Origin of the sequence: Filimonas effusa (genome assembly GCF_004118675.1) — a bacterium.
Taxonomy (GTDB): domain Bacteria; phylum Bacteroidota; class Bacteroidia; order Chitinophagales; family Chitinophagaceae; genus Filimonas; species Filimonas effusa.
The window spans coordinates 1,127,742-1,151,323 of sequence record NZ_SDHZ01000002.1 but is presented as its reverse complement, the minus strand read 5'-3'; the positions used below and the strand labels follow the sequence as shown (position 1 = coordinate 1,151,323).

28 protein-coding genes are annotated in these 23,582 nt (G+C 46.1%); 24 read left to right on the top strand and 4 right to left on the bottom strand.

Translation table 11 applies throughout. From position 1 onward, the window contains the following. The first annotated feature begins 3 nt into the window (after nt 1-3). The 3 genes from ESB13_RS15935 to ESB13_RS15925 all read left to right on the top strand — a co-directional run bounded on the left by ESB13_RS15935 (nt 4) and on the right by ESB13_RS15925 (nt 2,074). Complete coding sequence (locus ESB13_RS15935; protein WP_129004627.1) at nt 4-684, top strand: hypothetical protein; 681 nt, start codon at nt 4-6, stop codon at nt 682-684. A 77-nt stretch (nt 685-761) separates the two neighbouring features. After that, nucleotides 762-1,439: a sensor histidine kinase gene (locus tag ESB13_RS15930; RefSeq protein WP_164974232.1), complete on the top strand. Its 678-nt coding sequence runs from the start codon at nt 762-764 to the stop codon at nt 1,437-1,439. Further along, the gene (locus ESB13_RS15925; RefSeq protein WP_129004625.1) at nt 1,436-2,074 is read left to right on the top strand and encodes a response regulator transcription factor; all 639 of its coding nucleotides are present in this window, start codon (nt 1,436-1,438) and stop codon (nt 2,072-2,074) included. The genes ESB13_RS15930 and ESB13_RS15925 overlap by 4 nt, the downstream gene beginning before the upstream one ends. Here ESB13_RS15925 and ESB13_RS15920 read toward each other — a convergent pair. Further along, nucleotides 2,071-2,448: a response regulator gene (locus ESB13_RS15920; protein WP_129004624.1), complete on the bottom strand. Its 378-nt coding sequence runs from the start codon at nt 2,446-2,448 to the stop codon at nt 2,071-2,073. The genes ESB13_RS15925 and ESB13_RS15920 overlap by 4 nt on opposite strands. Before the next feature lie 202 nt (nt 2,449-2,650). On the opposite strand from ESB13_RS15920, the gene ESB13_RS15915 reads away from it, so the two are divergent. The 12 genes from ESB13_RS15915 to ESB13_RS15860 all read left to right on the top strand — a co-directional run bounded on the left by ESB13_RS15915 (nt 2,651) and on the right by ESB13_RS15860 (nt 12,124). Then, nucleotides 2,651-3,397, top strand: a complete 747-nt coding sequence (locus tag ESB13_RS15915) for an outer membrane beta-barrel protein (RefSeq protein ID WP_129004623.1) — start codon at nt 2,651-2,653, stop codon at nt 3,395-3,397. Nucleotides 3,398-3,571: 174 nt separating this feature from the next. Next, nucleotides 3,572-4,759: a GTPase HflX gene (gene hflX, locus ESB13_RS15910; RefSeq protein WP_129004622.1), complete on the top strand. Its 1,188-nt coding sequence runs from the start codon at nt 3,572-3,574 to the stop codon at nt 4,757-4,759. Nucleotides 4,760-4,767: 8 nt separating this feature from the next. Continuing rightward, nucleotides 4,768-5,121 (top strand): Rieske (2Fe-2S) protein, encoded by a 354-nt coding sequence (locus ESB13_RS15905; protein ID WP_129004621.1) that lies wholly within the window; start codon nt 4,768-4,770, stop codon nt 5,119-5,121. Nucleotides 5,122-5,251: 130 nt separating this feature from the next. Continuing rightward, the gene (locus ESB13_RS15900) at nt 5,252-5,854 is read left to right on the top strand and encodes a porin family protein (protein WP_129004620.1); all 603 of its coding nucleotides are present in this window, start codon (nt 5,252-5,254) and stop codon (nt 5,852-5,854) included. Nucleotides 5,855-5,991: 137 nt separating this feature from the next. Next, nucleotides 5,992-6,948: a 1,2-phenylacetyl-CoA epoxidase subunit PaaA gene (gene paaA, locus ESB13_RS15895; protein ID WP_246022577.1), complete on the top strand. Its 957-nt coding sequence runs from the start codon at nt 5,992-5,994 to the stop codon at nt 6,946-6,948. 28 nt (nt 6,949-6,976) lie between these two features. After that, nucleotides 6,977-7,276: a 1,2-phenylacetyl-CoA epoxidase subunit PaaB gene (paaB, locus tag ESB13_RS15890; protein WP_129004619.1), complete on the top strand. Its 300-nt coding sequence runs from the start codon at nt 6,977-6,979 to the stop codon at nt 7,274-7,276. A gap of 56 nt (nt 7,277-7,332) precedes the next feature. Then, a complete protein-coding gene (gene paaC / locus ESB13_RS15885; protein ID WP_129004618.1) occupies nt 7,333-8,193 on the top strand; it encodes a 1,2-phenylacetyl-CoA epoxidase subunit PaaC in 861 nt (286 codons plus the stop codon). Between the two features lie 89 nt (nt 8,194-8,282). Beyond that, nucleotides 8,283-8,801: a 1,2-phenylacetyl-CoA epoxidase subunit PaaD gene (paaD, locus tag ESB13_RS15880; RefSeq protein ID WP_129004617.1), complete on the top strand. Its 519-nt coding sequence runs from the start codon at nt 8,283-8,285 to the stop codon at nt 8,799-8,801. Nucleotides 8,802-8,918: 117 nt separating this feature from the next. Then, nucleotides 8,919-9,701, top strand: a complete 783-nt coding sequence (locus ESB13_RS15875; protein ID WP_129004616.1) for an enoyl-CoA hydratase-related protein — start codon at nt 8,919-8,921, stop codon at nt 9,699-9,701. Between the two features lie 99 nt (nt 9,702-9,800). After that, a complete protein-coding gene (locus ESB13_RS15870) occupies nt 9,801-10,394 on the top strand; it encodes an acyltransferase (RefSeq protein WP_129004615.1) in 594 nt (197 codons plus the stop codon). Nucleotides 10,395-10,426: 32 nt separating this feature from the next. Next, on the top strand, nt 10,427-11,419 hold the full coding sequence (gene obgE, locus ESB13_RS15865) for a GTPase ObgE (RefSeq protein WP_129004614.1): 993 nt from the start codon (nt 10,427-10,429) through the stop codon (nt 11,417-11,419). Nucleotides 11,420-11,695: 276 nt separating this feature from the next. After that, nucleotides 11,696-12,124 carry a hypothetical protein gene (locus tag ESB13_RS15860; RefSeq protein WP_129004613.1) on the top strand — a complete coding sequence of 143 codons (429 nt, stop codon included), beginning with the start codon at nt 11,696-11,698 and terminating at the stop codon, nt 12,122-12,124. On the opposite strand, the gene ESB13_RS15855 is transcribed toward ESB13_RS15860, so the two are convergent. Next, the gene (locus ESB13_RS15855; protein WP_129004612.1) at nt 12,114-12,722 is read right to left on the bottom strand and encodes a DNA-3-methyladenine glycosylase family protein; all 609 of its coding nucleotides are present in this window, start codon (nt 12,720-12,722) and stop codon (nt 12,114-12,116) included. The two genes, ESB13_RS15860 and ESB13_RS15855, sit on opposite strands and share 11 nt — an antisense overlap. Nucleotides 12,723-12,759: 37 nt before the next feature. Between ESB13_RS15855 and mnmD the strand changes: the two genes are divergently transcribed. The 5 genes from mnmD (at nt 12,760) to ESB13_RS15830 (ending at nt 18,315) form a co-directional block, all read left to right on the top strand. Then, nucleotides 12,760-13,461, top strand: a complete 702-nt coding sequence (gene mnmD, locus ESB13_RS15850; RefSeq protein WP_129004611.1) for a tRNA (5-methylaminomethyl-2-thiouridine)(34)-methyltransferase MnmD — start codon at nt 12,760-12,762, stop codon at nt 13,459-13,461. Nucleotides 13,462-13,789: 328 nt separating this feature from the next. After that, nucleotides 13,790-15,400, top strand: coding sequence for an immunoglobulin domain-containing protein (locus ESB13_RS15845; protein ID WP_129004610.1), 1,611 nt, complete (start codon nt 13,790-13,792; stop codon nt 15,398-15,400). A gap of 21 nt (nt 15,401-15,421) precedes the next feature. Next, nucleotides 15,422-16,279 (top strand): hypothetical protein, encoded by an 858-nt coding sequence (locus tag ESB13_RS15840; protein WP_129004609.1) that lies wholly within the window; start codon nt 15,422-15,424, stop codon nt 16,277-16,279. Between the two features lie 18 nt (nt 16,280-16,297). Beyond that, entirely contained in the window at nt 16,298-17,254 is a 957-nt protein-coding gene (locus ESB13_RS15835; RefSeq protein ID WP_129004608.1) for a T9SS type B sorting domain-containing protein, read from the top strand. Between the two features lie 65 nt (nt 17,255-17,319). Then, nucleotides 17,320-18,315, top strand: coding sequence for a PorP/SprF family type IX secretion system membrane protein (locus tag ESB13_RS15830; RefSeq protein WP_129004607.1), 996 nt, complete (start codon nt 17,320-17,322; stop codon nt 18,313-18,315). A 23-nt stretch (nt 18,316-18,338) separates the two neighbouring features. On the opposite strand, the gene ESB13_RS15825 is transcribed toward ESB13_RS15830, so the two are convergent. Beyond that, a complete protein-coding gene (locus ESB13_RS15825) occupies nt 18,339-19,793 on the bottom strand; it encodes an RNA-binding domain-containing protein (RefSeq protein WP_164974231.1) in 1,455 nt (484 codons plus the stop codon). A 177-nt stretch (nt 19,794-19,970) separates the two neighbouring features. After that, nucleotides 19,971-20,618, bottom strand: coding sequence for a hypothetical protein (locus ESB13_RS15820; RefSeq protein ID WP_129004606.1), 648 nt, complete (start codon nt 20,616-20,618; stop codon nt 19,971-19,973). A gap of 85 nt (nt 20,619-20,703) precedes the next feature. On the opposite strand from ESB13_RS15820, the gene ESB13_RS15815 reads away from it, so the two are divergent. From ESB13_RS15815 to ESB13_RS15800, 4 genes are all read left to right on the top strand, one after another. After that, complete coding sequence (locus ESB13_RS15815) at nt 20,704-21,300, top strand: Crp/Fnr family transcriptional regulator (protein WP_129004605.1); 597 nt, start codon at nt 20,704-20,706, stop codon at nt 21,298-21,300. Between the two features lie 72 nt (nt 21,301-21,372). Continuing rightward, nucleotides 21,373-22,161 (top strand): alpha/beta hydrolase, encoded by a 789-nt coding sequence (locus tag ESB13_RS15810; protein WP_129004604.1) that lies wholly within the window; start codon nt 21,373-21,375, stop codon nt 22,159-22,161. 114 nt (nt 22,162-22,275) lie between these two features. After that, nucleotides 22,276-22,965 carry a class I SAM-dependent methyltransferase gene (locus ESB13_RS15805; RefSeq protein WP_129004603.1) on the top strand — a complete coding sequence of 230 codons (690 nt, stop codon included), beginning with the start codon at nt 22,276-22,278 and terminating at the stop codon, nt 22,963-22,965. A 123-nt stretch (nt 22,966-23,088) separates the two neighbouring features. Continuing rightward, complete coding sequence (locus tag ESB13_RS15800) at nt 23,089-23,511, top strand: YybH family protein (protein ID WP_129004602.1); 423 nt, start codon at nt 23,089-23,091, stop codon at nt 23,509-23,511. Nucleotides 23,512-23,582: the final 71 nt, after the last annotated feature.

The window sequence follows — 23,582 nt, the reverse complement described above, 5'->3', positions numbered from 1 at the left end:
TTTATGTTAAAACACCTGCTAAGATTTAGCGACACCTATATGCCGTTGCTCACCTTGATTATTTACCTGTTCCAGCGTAAAAAAATAGGAGACTACCATAAATGGTTCCTGTTTTTTTACCTGCTGTTCAACACAGTTATATATGGCATCTGTGGTTATATGGGATACCACTACATAAGTAACCTATATTTATATCATATTATTCATTGGGCAGAACTGGTATCGGTTACCTACTACCTGCTTATTCTGATATTGCGTAAAAAACAATCGGTTTTTTACTTCGTAGCAGGGGGATACACCATCTTTGAATTGATCAATATAGCACTTTGGGAGCCTTTTTTTACAGCTTTCAATGGTAATGGCGTTACCGTTGGCAACCTTACCATTCTGTTGCTGTCGATGTATTATATGCTCCAGCTTTCTAAAAGTGATGATATCCTCCACTTTCAACGGCTTCCTGTTTTCTGGTTTGTAAGCGCTTTCCTGGTGAGCTGCGCATTAAGTACGTTGGCGTTAATCTCATATAAAGTGTATATGCTGCTCGGTATCCCCGACCAGGCACGCTTTGTATGGAGGCTGATGAATGTTACATATATTCTTAAATTTGCCTTTTTTATAGTAGGTTTATCATGTTACAATCGACCTCCCCGCCGTTCTTCGTCGCAGCACCCATCATTATCGTAGCCTCAGCGCTACTGCTGTTTTTTGTAATCTTCTTCTATTTATTCATGATTCAGTCCTATCGTCGTAGAATCGTGCACATGAAAGACATTGATAACCTGCATTCTAAATTTGAAAGCACTCTTTTAAAATCCCAGCTCGAAATACAGGAACAAACCTTCCGTAACATCAGCCAGGAAATTCACGATAACATTGGGCAGGCGCTAAGCCTTGCCAAACTAAACCTGAATACGATTAACGTTCAAAATTTCGAAGACAAACTTGCCATCACCGAAAACCTGCTCAGTAAAGCCATTACCGACCTGAGAGACCTGAGCAAAAGTCTCAATGGTGAAAAAATCACCGATCTCGGGCTTCAGGCTGCTATAGCCCATGAGCTTACCCTCATTGAAAAAGCTGTTACCGTTAAAACTGAGCTTATTGGCGACGACCTGGAGCTGGCGCTTGACGACAGGCAGGTGATCGTTGTTTTCCGTATGATCCAGGAAGTATTGAATAATATCCTGAAACATGCCAAAGCGAGTCTTATCAGCGTCAGTCTTGAAAACACCGAAAATGCTGCCCTTATTACAGTTAAAGACAATGGAATTGGTTTTGAACTCGATAAACTGGAAGAGGGGAAAACGGGCATTGGACTCAAAAATATGCAGCAGCGCGCCCGTGATATTAATGGGAGTGTTACTATCTGTACCGCTCCGCAACAGGGAACTAAGATTGTCATTGCCATACAACCGCTATTAAATACATTTACTGTATGACAAAAGTTGCACTCGTTGACGATCATGTATTGCTAAGGAATGGGCTGGCGGCAGTTATTGCAGGCTTTGGCGATTTTGAGGTCATCTTTGAAGCAGATAACGGAAAACACTTTATTCAACAGGTTGAGATCCATGGTCTTCCCGACGTAGTGCTGCTTGATATCACAATGCCTGAAATGGATGGTTTTGAAACCGCCAAATGGATCCGCCGCCACCATCCGCAGGTCAAAGTACTGGTCTTGTCTATGATGGATAATGATGCGGCCATCATCAGGATGTTACGCAATGGTGCGCAGGGATATATCCTGAAAGACAGCAAACCGGGGGTGTTAAGCGCCGCCTTGCATGAGGTAGCCAATCGCGGGTTTTATATGAACGAACTGATCACCGGCAAGCTGGTGCACCTGGCTATAAAATCGGATGAAGATGAAGGGGAAATGAAATTGTCTGACAAGGAAGTTGCTTTTCTCAGGCTATGTTGCACGGAAAAATCCTACAAGGAGATTGCAGACGAAATGGGCATTACACCGAGGGCGGTTGAGGGATTACGCAGTAATATGTTCGAGAAGCTTGAAATTGCTTCTCGTGTAGGGTTGGTGCTTTATGCCATCCGTAACAGCCTGGTTACAGTTTAACTGTTTACAGGGCTGTGCAGCTGTAGAAAACGCTTTACCCTTAACAACAGCTCTCTGGGATGAAAAGGTTTGGTCACAAAATCGTCTGCTCCAAGACGAAATGCCTGCATAACGGTTGATTCTTCGTCGATTGCCGATAGAACGATGATGGGGATACCGCTTTTGGCAGATGATTTAAGGATACCTATCAGTTCCAGCCCGGAGGTAAACGGCATCATAATGTCGGTAAGAATAAGGTCGGGGAGTTCATTTTCCAGCTTATTTAAGGCTTCCCTGCCGTCCTGAGCGGTTATAACATCGTAGCCCTCCGTTTTTAGACATTGTTCCAGGGTTAATAGAGTAACTTGTTCGTCTTCTGCGATTAATATCTTCATAGCTTATGTTAAGAGCTGATATACGTAGGTTAACTTGTCCGCTTTTTCCTCAGAGTGAGAGTAAGTTAATACACTTTTTCTGAAACTTGAAATTTCGAATAAGCTGGCGCTGTATTTTTGCCGCGATAGGCTGTTTTGGCTTATTTTTAACCACTTGCGTGGCATCAATTCTTTTATTTTTGCCCGATATAACAAAAACTGCATGATGAATAAAGTAATTGCAGCGATCTTGGTATTAGCTACTATAGGTTCTGCAAAAGCACAGGATTCGCTAACGAATACGATTGGAAAGCCTAAGAAACTGGATCTCAGCAACAGGCCCAATGATCACCTCGTGCTTCAGTATGGTGTTGCCGGATGGGCTGGTAACGTTCCGGATAGTGCTAAACCAGGAGGTTTTTCCAGGTTTTTCAACTTCTATTTCATGCTGGATAAGCCCTTTAAAAGCGATCCGCATTTCAGTCTTGGCATAGGTGCGGGTATAGGTGCTGATAATATCTTTTTCAAAGATAAAATAGTAAATATCAGCGGAACCGGCTCTACCCTTTCTTTCTCGGACAGGTCTTCCGGTGGCGACAGGTTCAATAAGTTTAAGCTGACGACGATCTATGTTGACGTACCGCTTGAAATCAGGTATGCTCAGCATCCCGAGAATCCCGACAAAGGGTTTAAAGCTTCTTTTGGTGTTAAAGCGGGTTTCCTGCTGAAAGCCTATACCAAGGGTAAAAACTACCAGAACAGTTCAGGGCAGTCGCTTTACGGCAGCGGTTATATCAGGAAAGAATACGACAAAAGGTTCTTTAACAGCACCCGTTTAGCTGCGATCGGGCGTATAGGGCTGGGGCATATCGCTCTTTCAGGCTCTTACCAGTTCACTTCCCTGCTGAAGAGCGGGGCAGGGCCAGCGATCAATCCTTTTAACATAGGTCTTACTTTAACCGGGTTATAAGATATTTTGATAATATAGGTCGTGGCTGGTAAGGATTTCCTTGCCAGCCATTTTTTTCTCTTGTAAATAATGTTTTTTATGGTCAGGAGGAGTACCCATGCAATTTTTCGTTCATTCTTTGCGTAGGAGTGAGGATCGAAAAATTTCATGTAGGTTTGATAAAAACAGAGTCATTTGATAGAGAAGCAACAGAAAATAAAAAGTGAAGAAAAGGCTGTTCTCGTAGGTCTTATACAAAAGGACCAAACGGAGGAGCAGGTTCAGGAATACCTCGATGAGCTGGCATTTCTGGCGGAAACTGCCGGAGCTAATTCGGTAAAAACGTTTACCCAGCGGCTGCCACATCCCGATAGCCGCACTTTTGTAGGGAAGGGTAAACTGGAACAGATCAAGTTATTTGTACAGGGTAAAGATATAGACCTGGTCATTTTCGATGATGAGCTTACAGGATCTCAGATCATTAATATAGAAAAAGAACTGGGTGTAAAAACCATTGACAGAAGCGACCTTATCCTCGACATTTTTGCCCGCAGGGCAAGGACGGCACAGGCCAAGGTTCAGGTAGAGCTGGCGCAGTATCAATACCTGTTACCCCGCCTGAAAGGTATGTGGAAACACCTGGAACGCCAGGGTGGTGGTATTGGTACCAGGGGACCGGGGGAAACGGAGATAGAAACCGACCGCAGGATCGTAAAAGACAAGATCTCATTGTTGCGCAAACGCCTGGCAGAAATAGATAAACAGGCTTTTACACAGCGTAAAGAACGTGGCGAACTCATCAGGGTGTCGCTGGTGGGATACACCAACGTAGGTAAAAGCACCATCATGAACCTGATCAGTAAAAGCGAAGTATTTGCGGAGAATAAATTATTTGCTACCCTCGATACCACCACCCGTAAAGTAGTGTTTGAAAACACGCCGTTCTTGTTGAGCGATACGGTTGGTTTTATCCGTAAGCTGCCGCATCACCTGGTGGAAAGTTTTAAGAGCACTCTCGATGAGGTACGGGAGGCCGATATCCTGATCCATGTGGTTGATATTGCACACCCCCAGCATGAGGAGCATATTGGTGTGGTAAATAAAACGCTGCAGGAACTGAAGGCTTTCGACAAACCTGTTCTTACCGTGTTCAATAAAATGGACCTGTATGAAGAGAAGTATTTCGATAGCTGGCTTGAAGATGATGTGAAAGAAGAGATCCTGCGTGATCTGAGGGAAAAATGGGACAATATCACCGAAGGTAACTGCATATTTATATCGGCTACCGAACGTTTGAATATAGACGCTTTGCGTACATTCATTCTTACGAAGGTGCGGGATATGTATAAACAGCGGTATCCCTATAAAACCGTATACTTTTAGTTTCCTAAATGAGCAAAAAGATCAACTGGCATAAACTGGCCGATGCTGTGGCCGACTTTAGCTGGCAATCGAATAATATGTGCGTTGCAGAGGTGGCGGGTAAAAAGCTTACCCTGGTATTGTTCCAGGACGCCATTTTTGCAACCGCTTTTAAATGCCCGCATGCCAGTGGCGTAATGGCCGACGGCTTTGTTGATGCCGCCGGCAATATCGTTTGTCCCTTGCATCGCTATAAGTTCAGCCTAAAAAACGGCAGAAATACCAGCGGAGAAGGTTATTACCTGAAAGTATATGCGGTAGAACAGCGTGAAGACGGAATTTACGTAGGCATAGAAAGTTCAGGCCTGTTTGGCTGGCTTTAACCCCCCTTTTACTGCAACAGTTTTGCGGTTGGCAGATATATTTACCCTTCTGATCTATAATAACTAAATCATAACGGTTGTTGCCATTATTATTGCTTCCTGATTTTATCACCCTTAAAATTTGTAAGAGATGAACTGCAAATGGATCTTATTGATGGCTGCTATTATGGTAACAACGGCTGCAGGTGCACAGAAAATTAATCTTGGGATCAAAGCCGGAATTAACATGTCGGCAAATTCCGGTAATGGGATGAACAGCTCTTTGCAGCAGGGAATTGATGTGGGTGCTTTCTCAGAAATAGCATTGGGAAAGAAATGGAGTGTAAATCCCGAGCTTTATTTTTCTCATCGCAGTACAGAGCGTGCCGACAACTTCATGACCTATTATGTAAATGAAGGGGTGGCTTCTTCGGACAAGGATATTAAGCTGAGTTATATAAGCGTACCAGTGTTATTGAGTTATAAACTCAGCAGCGTAATATCTTTTCAGGCTGGCCCGCAGTTTAACTGGCTGGTTTTTGAAGATGATAACCTGCTGAAAAACGGCCGCGACGCATTTACGAAAACAGATCTTGGAGTGGCTGCGGGTGTTACCCTCACACTTGAAAAATTCAGGATCTACGGACGTTATACCCAGGGCTTTTCTGATGTGAACGGGATTGATGGGCGGCATGACTGGAAATCAAGGCAATTACAACTGGGAGCGGCGCTTTCGTTGTTCAATTGGAAATAGATTGCCATAAGGTTTTGTTCTCCGGGGCTGCTCCAAAAGAAAGGGCAGCCCTTTTTTGTGTTAACCTGCGAGGTACTTAAACTAACGATAGTTAGCGGGTGGGCGAAAAGCTGTATATTTACAGCAAACAGGTAGATATGGCTATGGCTGCAACGCTTACTTTGGAAGAGGTATTCCAGGATAAGATCGATAATGAGATAAGGATAGAGCCTAAGGACTGGATGCCCGAGGCTTACCGGCAAACGCTTATCAGGCAGATAAGCCAGCATGCCCATAGCGAAATAATAGGTATGCTGCCGGAAGGCAACTGGATCACCCGGGCGCCCTCGCTGAAGCGTAAGGCTATTCTGCTGGCTAAGGTGCAGGATGAGGCGGGGCATGGCTTATACCTGTATGCTGCGGCAGAAACGCTGGGCATCAGCCGCGATGAAATGTATGATCAGCTGCATAGCGGTAAAGCCAAATACTCTTCCATTTTTAATTATCCCACGTTAACATGGGCCGATATTGGCGCTGTTGGTTGGCTGGTAGACGGCGCAGCCATTATGAACCAGGTGCCGCTTTGCCGCAACAGCTATGGACCTTATGCCCGGGCTATGGTAAGGGTTTGCAAGGAAGAAAGTTTTCACCAGCGCCAGGGTTTTGAAAGCCTGCTGGTATTGTCGAAAGGAAGTCCTGCCCAGAAACGTATGCTCCAGGAGGCAATTAACCGCTGGTGGTGGCCGAGTGTAATGATGTTTGGACCCAGCGACGATGCGTCTCCTCATTCTGCCCAAAGCATGAAGTGGAAGATCAAACGTTTTTCCAATGATGAATTGAGGCAGAAGTTTGTTGACATCTGTGCAGAGCAGGTGAAGATACTGGGCTGTACGCTGCCTGATCCTGATCTTAAATGGAATGAAGCAACAGGCCACTACGATTTTGGTGAGATCAACTGGAAGGAATTCTGGGAGGTTGTCAGCGGTAACGGTCCCTGTAACAAGCAGCGGCTCGATGCGCGCCGCAATGCCTGGGACGAAGGGCAATGGGTAAGGGACGCAGCTTCGGCGCATGCGGCCAAACGAAAGCAACGCATGGCTACCAGTGCTGCTTAATATTCTTAACTACTATACGTATTGCGATATGCCGGAAAAAGAAAATGAAAGTCAATGGCCGTTATGGGAGGTCTTTATCAGGAGCAGGCAGGGGCTTGACCATAAACATGCAGGAAGTTTACACGCTGCCGATGCGCAGATGGCGCTTGAAAATGCCAGGGACGTGTACACCCGCCGTATGGAGGGCGTAAGTATATGGGTGGTGGAAAGCAAATACATACATGCATCCAATCCCGATGAATCGGGTGCTTTCTTTGATCCTGCCAATGACAAAGCATATCGTCATCCTACTTTTTACGATCTCCCCGATGAGTTGAAACACATGTAGGTTTTGATTGTGTTTGTACAGGATATTAAAAACGGTAACGATAAATAAGGCTAACGATGCAGCAAAGGATCTCATATTTAATTCACCTGGCAGATAATGCACTGATACTGGGCCATCGCAACAGCGAATGGTGCGGGCATGGTCCTGTACTGGAGCAGGATATTGCCATGTCTAATATAGCCCTGGACCTTATTGGGCAGGCCCGTATGTTATACCAGCATGCGGCAACACTTATCAATACTTACGAAGATGCCGGGGCTGAATGGCTTTTACAGGTAAGAGGGACGCTTGCTCCCGGCGAACCTGTCACTGAAGATAGCCTGGCATATTTGCGCGATGTTACAGACTTCAGCAACTGTTTGCTGGTGGAGCAACCGAATGGTGATTGGGCTGTGACCATTACGCGCCAGTTTTTTATGAGTGTGTTCCAGCTGTTGCTATATGAAAAGCTGCAATATAGCCGCGACAGTGAATTGGCTGCTATTGCAGCGAAGAGTTTAAAAGAAGTGGCATACCATGTAAAATGGAGCAGTGAGTGGGTGATACGTCTTGGTGATGGAACGGAAGAAAGCCGCCGCCGCATTCTAAAAGCGATTTCGGAACTCTGGCCTTTTACCGGCGAGTTGTTCCAGTCTGCTTCCTGGGAAAGGGAAACAGGCGTGATGGAGGACGTTGCAGCAGGTGCTTGCGGCATGGAAGCCAGTTCCGTGGCGGGCTATGCTGTTGATTATGCTTCGTTGAAAGAAGACTGGATGACAAGGGTTGCAGTTGTTTTTGAAGAGGCTACATTGGATATGCCGGCTTTTGCCTCCTGGCATCAGTCAGGTGGGAAAGAGGGCAGGCATACAGAATACCTGGGATACATTCTTGCTGAAATGCAATTCCTGCAAAGAGCTTATCCGGGCAGCGAATGGTAGATGGTCAGATAATGAATTGTTACTATCCAGGCTATGAATGCCGGTCATCATGGTAAAGTACAAAACCATTATAATAATAAACCCAACCAATGAAGAAGTCTATGATGCCGGTGCGCGATAACCAGGAGGAACAGGTTTGGGCCTTATTACAGGAAGTTTGCGATCCGGAGGTTCCTGTGCTCACCATCCTGGATCTTGGTGTTGTGCGCCAGGTAGAAGTGACGGGAGAGGGCGAAGTGGTTGTGACCATTACTCCTACTTATAGCGGCTGTCCTGCCATGGATACCATTAAAATGCAGATAAGAATGGTTTTACTGGAACACGGTTACAATGATATTCAGGTAAATACGGTACTCTCTCCTGCATGGACAACCGACTGGATGACGGAGGCGGGCCGTAATAAACTGAAAGCCTATGGTATTGCTCCTCCGCAATATGCAGCCCATCATGAATTAAGCACCGGGCTTTTCTCTGAGGCGGGAGTACCCTGTCCCAGGTGTAATTCCCATAATACGCACCTTGTCAGCCGTTTCGGCGCTACGTCCTGCAAATCCCTTTATCAATGCGACGATTGTCTTGAGCCTTTCGATTACTTTAAATGCCACTAAAAAGCCAGGGCCTTCAGTTGTTCGCCTGCTACTATCCACCATTTATTTAAAACGTATCTTTAATACACAACCGGCATCATTCGTGCAGGTTGTATATGAATACATAACCATTGCATTATGCCAGCATCTTCTTCCATACTCTTTGCCGTAGAAAACGGCGTGGCGATGATAACATTAAATCGTCCTGATAAACTCAATTCCTTTAACCGTGAAATGGCGCTGGCCTTACAGGCGGCGCTGGACGATTGTGCCGATAAGGCCGTTCGTGCAGTTTATATAACCGGTGCCGGCAAGGGATTCTGTGCCGGGCAGGATCTGGCAGAGGTGGTTGATCCGCAGGGCCCCGGGATGGAAAGGATCTTATCGGAACATTATAACCCGTTGATAACGCGGATCCGTAATCTGCCCAAGCCGGTTATTGCTGCGGTAAATGGTGTGGCGGCTGGTGCGGGCGCCAATATTGCGCTTGCCTGCGATATAGTAGTAGCTTCGGAAAAGGCTTCTTTTGTGCAGGCTTTTTCGAAAATAGGGCTTATTCCCGATAGCGGCGGGACCTATTTTCTTCCCCGTCTTATTGGTTTTCAGAAAGCAAGTGCGCTGATGATGCTGGGTGATAAAATAAGTGCCGCGGAAGCAGAGCGTATGGGCATGATCTACCAGGTGATACCGGAAGAGGCATTTCAAAGCCATTCTGTTCAGATAGCGCAAACATTAGCACAAATGCCTACTGCCGGTTTAGCCTATACTAAAATGGCGTTGAACGCTGCGGCTGCCAATACGCTGGAATTACAGCTGCAATTGGAAGATACCCTGCAGCAGAAGGCTGCGCATACCCATGATTTCAAAGAAGGTGTGCAGGCGTTTATCGACAAAAGGGCGCCGGTATTCAAAGGGGAGTAACCCTGCTTGTTTAGGATACGATGCACCATAGAGGATTAGTATTACTGCTCCGGGAGGTGCTTCATGAACAATTTGAATTGATATTTCAACAGAGCTGATATGATCTATGCATTTAAAGGGTGGACGCCGGTTGTACATGAATCTTCATTTGTACATCCGCAGGCCGCTGTTACGGGTAATGTGACCATTGGGAAGAATGTTTATATCGGGCCTGGCGCTGCTATCCGTGGCGATTGGGGGGCTATTATTATTGAAGATGGATGTAATGTGCAGGAAAATTGCACTATTCATATGTTCCCGGGGATAACGGTGGTGTTGGAGGCGGCTGCACATATTGGCCATGGTGCGGTGATCCATGGTGCGCGTATTGGCAGGAACTGTCTTATAGGAATGAATGCCGTGATCATGGATAATGTTGTATTGGAAGAGGAGTGTATTGTTGGAGCGCTGAGTTTTGTAAAAGCGGGGGAACATTATGCCCGCCGCAGCCTGGTGGCAGGTAACCCTGCAAAACGCATTAAAGCGGTGAGTGATGAGATGATCACGTGGAAAACGGAAGGCACCCGGCTGTACCAGGCGCTTCCCGCGGAAATGGCGGAACACTGGCAGCCCTGTGAACCTTTAAGGGAGCCTGCGGCTGGCGGAACTGTGCAGGAGGCAGATTATAAAAGCTGGAATCATAATAAGCACTAGGCATTTGCAAAGTTCTAACCGATATTTGCGCGATGGAACGGTCTAACTTTATTGATTATATCAGGATTTTTGCCCGCAGCGGGCACGGTGGAGCAGGTAGCCGGCACTTTATGCGTAATAAACTTACAGCAATGGGCGGCCCTGATGGTGGTGATGGCGGCAGGGGCGGACATATTATCCTGAGAGGAAATGCACAGCTCTGGACCTTACTGCATTTGCGTTATTTCAAGAATGTATTGGCCGAAAACGGTGAAAGCGGCAGTAAAAACAATTCAACCGGCCGCGACGGAGAAGATATCATCATCGAAGTTCCATTGGGAACCATAGCCCGTGATGAAGAAACCGGTGAACAGGAACTTGAGATCCTGGAAGATGGCCAGGTAGAGATATGGATGCCAGGTGGCCGTGGCGGCTTGGGTAACTCCAATTTTGCAACACCTACCAACCAGGCGCCCGAACATGCACAACCCGGCGAACCGGGCATAGAAGGCTGGAAAACGCTGGAACTGAAGGTGCTTGCCGATGTAGGGCTGGTTGGTTTCCCCAATGCGGGTAAATCTACACTGCTTTCTGTTATCACAGCCGCTAAACCCAAGATCGCGGACTACGCGTTTACTACGCTTACTCCCCAGCTGGGCATGGTAGCCTATCGCGATGGCAGATCATTCTGTATTGCCGACTTACCCGGTATTATTGAAGGGGCGGCAGAAGGCCGTGGTTTAGGACATCGTTTCCTCAGGCATATAGAAAGGAATGCTGCGCTGCTTTTCCTGATCCCTGCAGATAGTGCCGATCACCGCAAAGAATTTGAAATACTTGTAAGTGAGCTGGAACAATATAATCCTGAATTGCTGCAGAAGGAATTTGTTATCGCTATCAGTAAATCCGATATGCTTGATGATGAATTGAAAGAAGCCATTGCGGCAGAGCTTCCCCAGAATATTCCACACCTCTTTATTTCATCTGTAACACAACAGGGGCTTATGCCGCTGAAAGATCACCTGTGGAAGATATTGAATAAATAACTATATATTTAATTGCTGTTAATTAAGGGTACAAACGACATGAATGTTTGTTCGTTTGTTAATTAATTGTTTCATTGCTTGCTATTATTGATGGCTTTGCGTAGTTTTGTGCCTGTAAATAACCCGGTATATGAAATCTACTGCTCCGGGGAAATAACAGGGTCCAATCTCCTGCGATGCTTGTTGGCAGCTAACCTAACGCTTTGTTTGTCCCGCTTGTCTTTTTAAAATCAAATGATTGTAGCCGATTGTTAGTTGACTATTAAATTTCATTTTATGAAACAAATTATGCGTGGGACTTTTAGAAAAGCTTTAGTAGCATCCGGTCTGGTTTTCGGTGCTTTAGTAGTGACTCCTCTTGTAACCAAAGCCGCTGATTCCGGTATTGATTCCGTACAGGCGAAAGAAAAGAAATCGTACGTGAAGTATCTTGGAACAGAAGATGGCAATGTTTGGTTTTCTGTTAATTACGCCAATCCTACTGGTGAGAAGTTCACCCTGGTAGTGAAGAACGATTCGGATGAGGTCCTTTACGAAGGCGTATTCAACGAAACCCAGTTCTCCAAAAAGGTAAAACTGTTGCTTGATGAGCAGGATGCCCTGCCAACGTTCGTGATCAGAACTGCTTCACGCGAATTTGCACAAACGTTCCAGGTAAATTCCGACACCCGTTTAGTGGAGCATGTGGTAGTTACTAAGCTGTAGGGGCCGGCGTATCTTTCCATTGCCAGAGATGGCGGCAGGCGTACGAGCGGTAAGGCTGCCATTTATCTGAGATCCTGAGCATCTTCAGGCGCAGGGCTTTCTTATCAGTATTATCCAGTTTATAGAGATGAATCATAGCCTGCTGGATGCCCAGGTCGTCAACGGCAAATACATCTTCGCGGCCCAGTGAGAACATCAGGAGCATTTCTACTGTCCATCTGCCTACTCCTTTTATCTGCGTAAGTAAGGTAATGAGTTCGTCATTGTTGAGGGAAGCCAGCTTTTTATCGGTCAGCTTTTCGGTGATAAAGAACGTGGCCACGTTCAATACATACTGAACTTTGGCGTTGCTGAGACCTATGCTGCGTAATACACCCGGATCGGTAGCCAGCACTTGTTTGCAGCTGGGTTCTTTACCCTTGTATAACAACAGGAACCTGTGGTAGATGACTTTCGCGACTTTGGTGCTTAACTGCTGGCTCATGATGCTGGCCATCAGTCGCAGTGGTATATTCCTGCGGACAACAGGCGCTTCAATGGGCGCTATAAGTATGCGGGCCAGCTTTTTATCTTTTTGAAGGTGGGTGATGTAGTCCATATATTCTAAGATAGTTCTATTTCCGATCTTTGCTCCGATGAAAAGGAGCAAGCAGATAACACGCGACGGATCGCATACGATTTCCATTCCCTCATTGGACGTTACTTTTCACAGTGTTTATGGTGCCATACAGGAAAGTATGTGGGTATTCATTATTTCCGGCTGGAAATACTGGTTACAGCAACCCCAGGTAGCCGAAGCGCCTGAACAAGCTGTCCGTATCCTGGAAATGGGATTCGGCACCGGTTTAAATGCCTTGCTTACACTGCAGCAAGCCCGCCTCACTGAACAGCCGGTATTTTACCAGTCGGTAGAGCAATATCCCCTCACTGCTGAAGAAGCTGACGGACTGAACTACGCCGATCAGTTGAATGATGCCAGTCTGGCTCCTTACCTGGAACAGCTTCATAGTAGCGCCTGGAACGAAGACCTGTCGCTGACACCTTATTTTACCTTGCATAAGTCGCACGCTGCTTTGCAGGACCTGCAAACAGACCACCGGTTTCACATCATTTATTACGATGCCTTTGCCCCCAGGGCCCAGCCCGAACTGTGGACAGAAGAGATCTTTTCGCAGCTGATCGGTTATCTTGAACCTAGTGGTATCCTGCTTACCTACTGTAGTAAAAGTATTGTGCGCAAGGCAATGCAGGCTGCCGGTTTTACAGTAGAAAAAATCCAGGGTCCTCCTCACAAAAGAGAGATGTTAAGGGCTCATAAGCCTATCTCGTTGGTTTGAAATAATTTATAATATCGCTGTGCATTTTGTTCATTCTGTTCACGAATGAGCCTCTTTTGTCATTTTCGTTCCTTTTGTGCAGGCAAGAGTTATTATGATTTTTTTTATCGTGTTTTACAGTTCATTATCCTTGTAAGTTTTAATCTGTCACCCTAAATCCAATTAATCTATGCAGACACCGTCTCCAGTACCGGCGTGTGCACATATTAATACAAATCGAAAACATGGCTCCCCTGTAATCAGTGGCGGATTCGTCGTTTTAAACTTACTGTTGGTTTTTCTCCTGTCTTTTATTGTTAATACTGTATCGGCTCAATGTACCCGGAAGGTGAGGCGTTATGCTGATATGCAAAAAGAAGGAAGAGCGCTGCTGGGATTGCGTGGTACGCTTACTTCGGCTGCTGCGGCTGCCGATAATGATCCTGCAACCTATTCCACCTTATCTGTAACGCTCTCGGCGTTAGGGCTTATCAACACCACCCAGTTCTTACAGTTTACTACGAATGGAACTACCCCACGGGATATTCCAGCGAATACCCCGGTGACCATTAAGTTCAGTATGCCCGCAGGTTTGCTGGGACTTGTCAATGGTATAGAGATAGGGTCTTTTACCGGGCTTGCAGACAACAACAATATTTTATACAGTAGCGGGGCTTATGCTACTGCTCCTACAGCGATCTATACCAGTGTTGATCTTGCCAATGTATTAAGCGGTACCGGCAATGTGGAACTGACAGTTACGCCGGCGCAGATCTATAATGGCGTATATGTAAAGTTGCTTGGTGGTGTGTTGGGGGCCGGGCTTTCGCTGAATCTTTTCGGTGCATATATACTGGAAGATGCGCCGGGAAATATCAACTGCGATCAAAGAATGGATGTTCTATACGGCTCGGATGGTCTTATAGGACTGAATGCGGCTACCGTGTTAGGAGCTGTTAATAATCCTTATAATAGCATCGATGCCGACGCTAATTACACTACTTATGCAGAGTTGAATGCTGCTGTTCAGGCATTGGGGTATGTATATCTTACCCCGGTATTTCCAACGGCTTCCGATGCGGGCGATAGCGTACAGATTGTGCTGCAGTACCCGGGAAGTCTTTTGACGTTGAGTTTGTTGAATGGCTTATCTATTCAACCTTACCTTGGTAGTGCGGCAGCAGGCTCAGAACTTACTGCCGGCGGCGGTTTGTTATCATTACGTTTGTTGAACGGCAGCACGGACAAATACATCCTTACCATGAAGGTGGGCGCTTCTTTCGATAGGGTTCAGATAAGAATTGCCGGTTTGTTGAATGTGGCATTGGGTGGGGCATTGCGTATCTATGATGTTAGCCGCATTCAACAGCGTCCGCAATCCAGTTTAACGATCAACACAACGCCTACGCCGTCTGCGTTTTGTTTGAATCAGTCTTCAGGTTTTGCTGTGAATGTTACCGGTCCGCAGAACTGTACCGTTTACACCTGGTACGATGCTGCCAATAATCCTGTTAGTACGGGCGTTTCCGCTAACGGGCAAACTTTCACGCCTGTGATTACTACGGCGGGAGATTACAACTATACCATAAAAGCTTCGCGCAGCGGTTGCAATAACACTGCGGCTTCCTCTCCAATATCCTACACGATTTATCCTACACCGGCTACGCCTGTAGTACCACCTGTTACGGTGTGTACAGGCCAGTCTGCTACACTCACGCTTTCGAATCCCGTCACAAGTATGACCTATCGCTGGTATAGTACTGCATCGGGAGGCACTCCTTTATCCAATTCAATATCCTCAGGAACCAGTTTCACCACAGGCACGCCGCCTGCTTTCACCACGTACTATGTTGATGCACATGATGCCTCGACACAATGTACCAGCGACAGCAGGGGACAAGGTACTATTACGATAGTCCCGCATCCCGGCCCGCCTTCACTAAGTATTCAGCCTAACTAAAAACAAATAAAAATTCAGCAAATGAAACCACTCCTCGTGAAATTGATGAAAAAGGGTATTGCAGTATTCGCCGTAATCTTTGCTTTACAGTCGCAGGCGCAAACGATCAGCACACCGGCCGATTTGTCCAAGAACAGTAATGACCCTACCCAGGGTACTTCTACCAGTAACGGTTCTACATTATTCTGTGCTGAGAATACTGGTTTTACACTGGTGTCCAGTACTACAGACGGAACAACTGCTTACACCGGCTATAGCTGGGAAGAGAAGCAGGCTGATGGTAGTTTTGGTGCAGTGGCCAATCGAACGCCTGATGCAAGTCAGCCTGAAAAGCTGATCATATCTGCGGCTACGCCGGGATGGCATACCTACCAGGTAACTGCGGCTGTTAGTGCGGCTGCCTGTCCTGCCGATCCGGTGATCTTTACTGTATTCGTGTTGCCTAAACTGAAGCTGACTTCAAGTGCCAACAAGTCCGATGCAAATTCTCTTACTTATTGTGCGCAGAATGGCGCTCCTACGGGTTCTTCCAATGAAATTGTATTTAGTGCCACTCCTTCCTACGATGGTACGCCTAATGCATTCCCTACTTTACCTGCCCCTGCTGTTACCGACTTTGCATTAACGTACAAGTGGTATAAGGTGGAAGGTACTACCCGTACTTTAATCTCTGGCGCTTCCGGAAGCTCTTATACCCTGGTGGATCCTGCTGATGCGAGTGCTACGACCAGGAAAGAATACACGTTCGAGGTAGAGGTGGCTTATAATGTCAAAACCTGCGCAACGTATGGCACTACGGCTACACAGAGCGGCAATACGACGACTGCTGTTGTTGTGGTTGTTCCGAAACCGAACAAACCTACCATTACTATCCAGTAGGTTGTACTTGTTTCATTCATGCTGATCAGAGCATTTATACTAAGCATAGCCCTTGTATGGTGTGCGTTGGCGGCCTTCGCCCAAGGCTCGCCACGCCCCTTTACGCATTACTTAAAACGAGGGGAATGGGCTACGCTGACAGCCAGTGCCGGTAACGGTGTTGCTTTCCAATGGTATGTCGATGGCCGGCCCATTCCAGGTGCGGTGTATGCGCAGTATGTGACCAATCAGCCCGGATCTTATACCGTGGATGCTTTTAGTGCCGGCAACTGTGGCTCGGAGCGTTCCGATCCGGTAGAAATAGCACTGGTCGACGATCCTACGGTGAATGGTCCTTATGCCGACCTGGCGGTTACCAAACGTGCTGATACCAGGCCGGTAGTGGCAGACGCGGCTTTCAATTATTATCTCAATGTATTGAACAGGGGGCCTTCCGATGCGACAGGGGTTGTTGTTGTCGATAGCCTGCCCCGCTCGTTGAAACTTGAGTCTATTATGCCGCCCTCTACCGGCGAAGTAAGTTATGATGTTGCTACACATAAAGTGAGCTGGCGTATACCGGTACTATCTGTGAATACCAGTGCAGATCTTACGCTGGTAGCTAAAGCACTTAGTGCCGGTACTGTTGTAAATACGGCAACGGTATCTGCCACGCAGGCTGATACGATGACGGCTAACAATAAAGCGGTACATCAGAAGGAGGTGCTGGCAGTGCATATCCCCAATGTTATTACGCCTAATGGCGATGGCGTAAATGATCAGCTTATCATCAAAGGGCTGGAACAATATGCTGAAAACGAACTGATCATTCTTAACCGGTGGGGAAACCATGTGTTTGAGCAAAAGCGTTATATGCATAACTGGGACGGAAACGGCTTGAGTGAAGGCACTTATTTCTACCTGCTGCGCATAAAAGACCGCAGCGGACAATGGCAGGAACTGAAAGGGTATGTTACCCTGGTGCGACCTAAATGAAAACCATGACTTGTTGATTCTGATGTCCAATATCCTATTCGTGTTAATGATTAAAGCGTTGTACAATGGCACAGAATGTAACAAAAGGATTGTTGTGTTTATTGCTGGTTCTGTCGTTTAAGGCAGATGCTCAGCAGGATGCGCAGTTCAGTCAATATATCTTTAACGGCATTTATATAAATCCCGCCTATGCCGGTTACCGGGAAGAGTTGAATGCACATGCGTTCTATCGTTCGCAATGGGTTGGTATACCCGGCGCGCCACAGACCATGTCATTGGCGATAGATGGCAGTGTACATGATAACAGAATGGGGCTGGCCTTACAGGTAGTTCACGATAAAATAGGCGCGCAGAGTAATCTTTCCGCTTATGGTAATTATGCCTACCGTATCAAATTGTCCGAAGAGCGTGAAGAGTACCTGGCCCTGGGTATTGGTGCGGGATTGGTACAGTTGGGACTCGATGCCAGTAAGCTGGATCCGGGTAATATCAATGATCCGTATTTAACCGGCAACAGGCAGCAGTCGCTGCTGTTCGATGCGCGTGCGGGCGCCTATTATACGACGGAGAATTTCTTTGCGGGTTTTTCTGTGGATCATCTTGCTGCGCAGTTTATGAGTAAAAAGCAATCGCCTTCACTGGCAGCTATCGTTCCCAGGCCGCATTTTTATCTCACAGCCGGTGGGTTGGTGCCGCTATCGGAATCGATCGTATGGAAGCCTACTTTTTTGATCAAAGATGATAAAGGTGGCCCAACAAGTCTTGATCTGAACAGTTTTTTATTGTTCCAGGAAACGGTATGGGTGGGCGCCAGCTACCGGACAGCCGTGCGGTTGTATGATAAACCCAATTTGCAGGAGGGGCTTACCCGCAGAAGCGCCGTAGTAGGCATGGTGGAAGTGTATGCGACGCCGCAGTTGAGAATAGGATATTCCTACGATTATACCTTAAACCGCTTTCAGTCGTACAACAATGCTACGCATGAAATATCGATCGGCTATTATATGAACCGCCAGCGTACGGGTAAAAAAGTAGACCAGATGCGCTGTTTTTATTTTTAGTTATTTCAGGTATCATGCTGTTGCTACCTATTATCCAGTTTTGATAGCATATAGCTGGTTAGAAAGTACCCTCCTGTTTTGGGTGCACCCCTGAATTCTACCAATAGGGTAAGTCGCTGCATGTCTCTCCGTATAGATACCTCCGATACGCCGGTAATTTTTGCTAGGTCTTTGGATTTGAGGCCGGGTTGCCTGTTTAATTCCTTTATAATCTTTGTCAGCCGCTGTTTTACTGTATCATTTACAGTATCACTTACTGTATCATTTACTGTATCAGTTACTGTATCAACGGATGATACAGTATTTCTGAAATTGAGAGGGATAATTGTTTTAAAGGTGCTTCCTTCCAGGAATTCTGCATTGCCTTTTCCGGCATATTCTTTAGTTAAACGACTGGTGGTTAATACCCCGGAACCTAGTTCTTCTACCCGTCCCAATTGAATAAAGAACTTGGCAATCAATGGATTTTTAGGAAAAGGTGCAAAATTAGTGGGGTCAATAGGACCCTCGCCATGCGGATTATTAGGATTTTCGGTTTCTGCTCTATCTTCATAAATAACAAAAGTTGCCGGTGCAGCATTGGTATATTCCCGGTGAATGATAAGATTGGCTGTTATTTCCCGGAATATGGTCGTGCGAAGGCTTATTCTCTGATCTCCTTCCAGGTAGAATTTATCGGGTAAATGGCGGGTTACGAAATCCATTAATTGCTCATAGGCCTCAATCAGGTTGGTTTGAATGTACAACCGGTCGTCATAACGTCCGGTATTGTTTATTCTTACCAGTGCATCTATCTTAAAATGCGGTATAATTTGTTGAATGACATCATCCTTGCCCAGTAGTAAAGCGGAAGCGAGCGTAAATCCTTCCTGACCATTCAGGTAGTCCTTTTTCCATAGGCCGGAAATCTCCATTATTTGCTTATCATCTAACGCCAACCAGGGATGAGCCGGGTTATTGCTGCGGATAAGATTTCTGATTTTAATAAATAATTCCTGTTTAAAATCCTCCATCCGTAGTCCCGGGTATATAATGCCTTCTGTGTAATGATTGCGCTTGCGGTTTGCTATTTCCGCGATCCGGTGTGGCTGCTCTACTTTAAAATCGCCGTCGTTACTGCGGTCGTAAATGATCTTTGCAGTTTTATGAATCTGGGAGCTTGCCGGTACCTGTATATGAATAACCTTTCTTTCATCTATTTCATGCACTTGTGGAAACAATATAAAAGGAGGATCGAGCTTTTGCGGGTTATTGGAAAGGTTTACCAAATCTGTTACCAGCTTCATCACTACATTCTCTTCAACTCCTTTAACATTGCCTTTGTCATCAATGCCTAAAAAAATGTCGCCACCTTCTCTGTTAAGCATTGCACAGATGGTTTCAAAAAGATTGGCTGGCAGGGCATTCCTATCTTTCTTGAATTCAAGACTAATGTTTTCTTTTTGCTTTAATAGACGCTTTATTCGCTCTTGCTTCATGAATCAATGATTTTTCCAAAAAACACTTTTTTGCTAAAGGAAAATTATTGTTCATTTTAGGCTGTTGTTGTGCCAGTTTAGCGTGGATAGAAATTTTACTGCCGTAAAGCCACTTTACCGGGGTCGTAAGATTATTGCGGCTACAGAAAGCTACAATTTTTTTGTATAAAGAGCTGATTATTGTTTCAGGAAGCCGAAGTCGACTACGCGGCGGAGGTATTTTTTATCTTGTATTACCCAGGTTACTTCGTAGCTGCCGGAGGGCTCTCGTTTCAGCAGATAGATATAGAGCTTACGTTTGTCGCCCGACCTGTACACACTTACATAGGAGCTGAGTTGCCCTTTGTTGTCGGTATAAGTGAATTCGGGATTGTGCAGATCGGCATAAGCTGCGGGAGGTAATACGATTGTGTCGTTGCCGGTGATGAGTGTAACGCCGGAAACACTGGTTTTCGGTACGGTGCCATAACCGCCATAATAACCCCTGCCATCAATTTTGATCAGGTATTTTTCTACATAGTTCAGCTTGTGTTTCGATGGGTCGAATCTTGCTGCCGTTACCTGTACTTTCAGGTCTTCTTCTTCCAGCGTTATCTGGCTGTTGTCATGTGAAGCTACCGGTATCGATTTTAGTTTGGGTTGCCCGGCAAACAGGTCGATGCCGGCCATGGTAAAAGTGGATAGGTCGCTTTGAATATCCTTTTCAGTCATTTTCAATACACTCTCTCTTTTGCTGCGGAAGTCGGGCATGTCGGGGTCCTGGGCCTTTGAGAAGAAGGGAGAAATAGCCAGACAAGCGGCCGCGAGCAGGGAGAAGCGTATCATAAGATTGAGTTTTAATAGTTTAGAACGGAAATAAAGATAACTTATTTTACTGGTGGCATTCCTTACAAAATCTTAATTTTAAGATATGTCCGAGATCACTTTGCTGGAGCAGGCCCTAAGCAGTTTTGCAGGTATCAGCCCTGAAGAATTCGAGCGTTCCTTACCCTTTTGGGAACGGAAAGAATATAAAAAAGGGGAGTTCTACAACGCCTATAAAAATGTATGTAAACACCTGGGTTTTGTGATCGACGGTGTATTCAGAACCTATCATGTTCATGAGGAAACCGGCGAAGAAAAGAACCTGCTTTTTTATACCAGCAACCAGATTGTCGTTTCGTATAAGAGTTTCCTGGAACAACGGCCCTGTAACTATCATACCGAATCCATGACCCAGTCGACGATATTGTACATACATATCAATCATCTGAAACAACTTTATGAGCAATCGCATGAATGGGAACGTTTTGGCAGGCTGGTAGCAGAAACGGCATTCAACCTGGTCATGAATCACACCGAAGACTTTTTATTCCGGACGCCAGAGCAGCGTTATGTTCAACTGATGGAGCAGCATCCGGACTTGTTTAATGTGGTGCCTTTATATCATATTTCTTCTTATCTGGGTATCCAGGGGCCTTCTTTGAGTCGCATCCGCAAAAGGATGCAAGTGCGTGGTAAATCTTAACCCTGGTTAAAATTCTTGTGTGGAATACTGTTGAGCTTTGTGTTATTCAATTACCAATAAAACAATAGTATTATGAAAAGCGTCACCACCAAAAATGTAGTATTTATCACAGGTGCTTTTGTTGTTAACAGCGGCTGGAGCGAATGGGAAGCTTACTTCCAAAGTAAAGGATACCAAACCGTGGCTCCCGCCTGGCCTTACAAAAACGGCACTGCAGCTGAGCTGCGTAACCGGCAGCCTAACGACACCGATCTTGCCGCTTTAACCCTCGATCAGTTGGTGAATCACTATGCGGATATTGTAAAGAGTTTTCCCGAAAAACCTATTATCATAGGGCATTCATTAGGCGGATTGATCACCCAGATACTGGTTAACAGGGGATTAGCTGCGGCAGGGGTTGCCATTCACCCGGTACCTCCGTTGGGTGTCATTCCTTATGAATTTTCATTTTTGAAGGCGGGCTGGAAATCATTGGGGTTGTTTACTTCTATCAAAAAGACTTACCTGATGTCGTTCAAAGACTGGCAGTACGCCTTTGTAAACGGAATGCCGCTGGAGGAGCAACAAAAGGCTTATGACGAAAATACCATTCCCGAATCGAAGACTGTTGCCAGGGGCGGTTTAAGCAGCGCTGCGAAGGTTGATTTCAAAAAGCCCCATGCACCTTTGCTGATTACTTCCGGTTCAGAAGATAATATTCTTCCCCCGCACCTGAACATCCGCAACTATAAAAGATACGCGAAGGATAATGGCTCCGTTACCGATTATAAAGAGTTTCCCGGCCGTAACCACTTTGTTCTGGGGCAACCGACCTGGCGTGAAGATGCCGATTATATTCTCGATTGGCTGCAACGGCAATAGCTGCTTTATTAATTACCTATGCTACACCACTGCGCTGGCTGTAGCGCCAATAAAAATAAGTCCTCTAAAAACCAACTATCTGCGATCTGTTTTCTACACTTTATCTTTGGCCCAATGAAAGATGTACTGGGCAAGGCTATACACGATTACTATCAGATGCTGAAGATGGGTAAACTCTGGATCCATAATAAGTATGGTCCAAAGGAGGAGATGCCGGTGGATGTGTATTTCAGGCGGGAAGAAGATATGCCTGAGATGGAGTTGCTGGCTTTAAAGCAATGTACTGGTAAGGTGCTGGATGTAGGTGCCGGTGCGGGCAGTCATGCGTTGTGGTTGCAACAGCAAGGTATTACTGTTACGGCGCTCGATATTTCGCCTGCGGCAGCGGCTGTGATGGAAGCACGTGGTGTACAGCAGGTAGTAGCCCAGGATTTTTTTACTGTAACATCAGGTGGTTATGATACCCTGCTGTTGCTGATGAATGGAATTGGTATTGCAGGTACTATAGAAGGTCTGCATCGTTTCCTGCAACATGCCAGGACTTTGTTACAGCCTGGTGGTCAATTGCTGTTCGATTCTTCCGATATTGCTTATCTCTACGAAGGGCGTGCATTGCCGGAAAGTCCGTACTATGGTGAGATCGCGTATCGTTATGAATACAAGGGCCAGAAAACTGATTGGTTCTCCTGGCTTTATATCGATAAAAACCGGCTGGAAGCCATTGCTGCTGCGGAGGGCTGGCGTATGGAACTGTTACAGGAAGATGAATACGGGCAATATCTTGTAAAGCTCACGATGGGGTAGCGGTGTTGCGGTTACCGGTACAGAGGTGCAGGAGATTTGTGTTTGTGAGTGACGGTACAGCGGTGTGGAGATTGGGCTTTGTGATTGCCGGCGAAGGGTAAGATAATTTTATACGACTGATATATGAGAACATTACTTGCATTTGCATTTATGCTGGTGGTTGTTGCCGGCAAAGCACAGGAAAAGGATGAGCTGAAGATACGCGCTTTGCTTACCGGGCAGACCGGCGCCTGGAATCGTGGCGACCTGGAAGCATTTATGATTCCTTACTGGCATAGCGACAGCCTGCTTTTCATTGGTAAATCGGGAGTGAACCGGGGATGGGATAAAACGCTCGCCAGCTATAAAAAGGGGTACCCGGATACTACTGCTATGGGGAAGCTGCAATTCGATATACTGGAGGTGCGCCGTCTTTCCGATAAAAACTTTTTTGTCGTTGGCAAATGGCATCTTGAAAGAACGATTGGCAACCTGGAAGGTCATTTTACGCTTCTCTGGCGTAAAATAAAGGGGCAATGGTGTATTGTCGCCGATCACAGCAGTTAAAGATTGGCGCCGCTGTGTTGTTGATCCCGCTGGCAGCAGGCATTCTGGCGCTGGCCGTATTCTTCAATGAC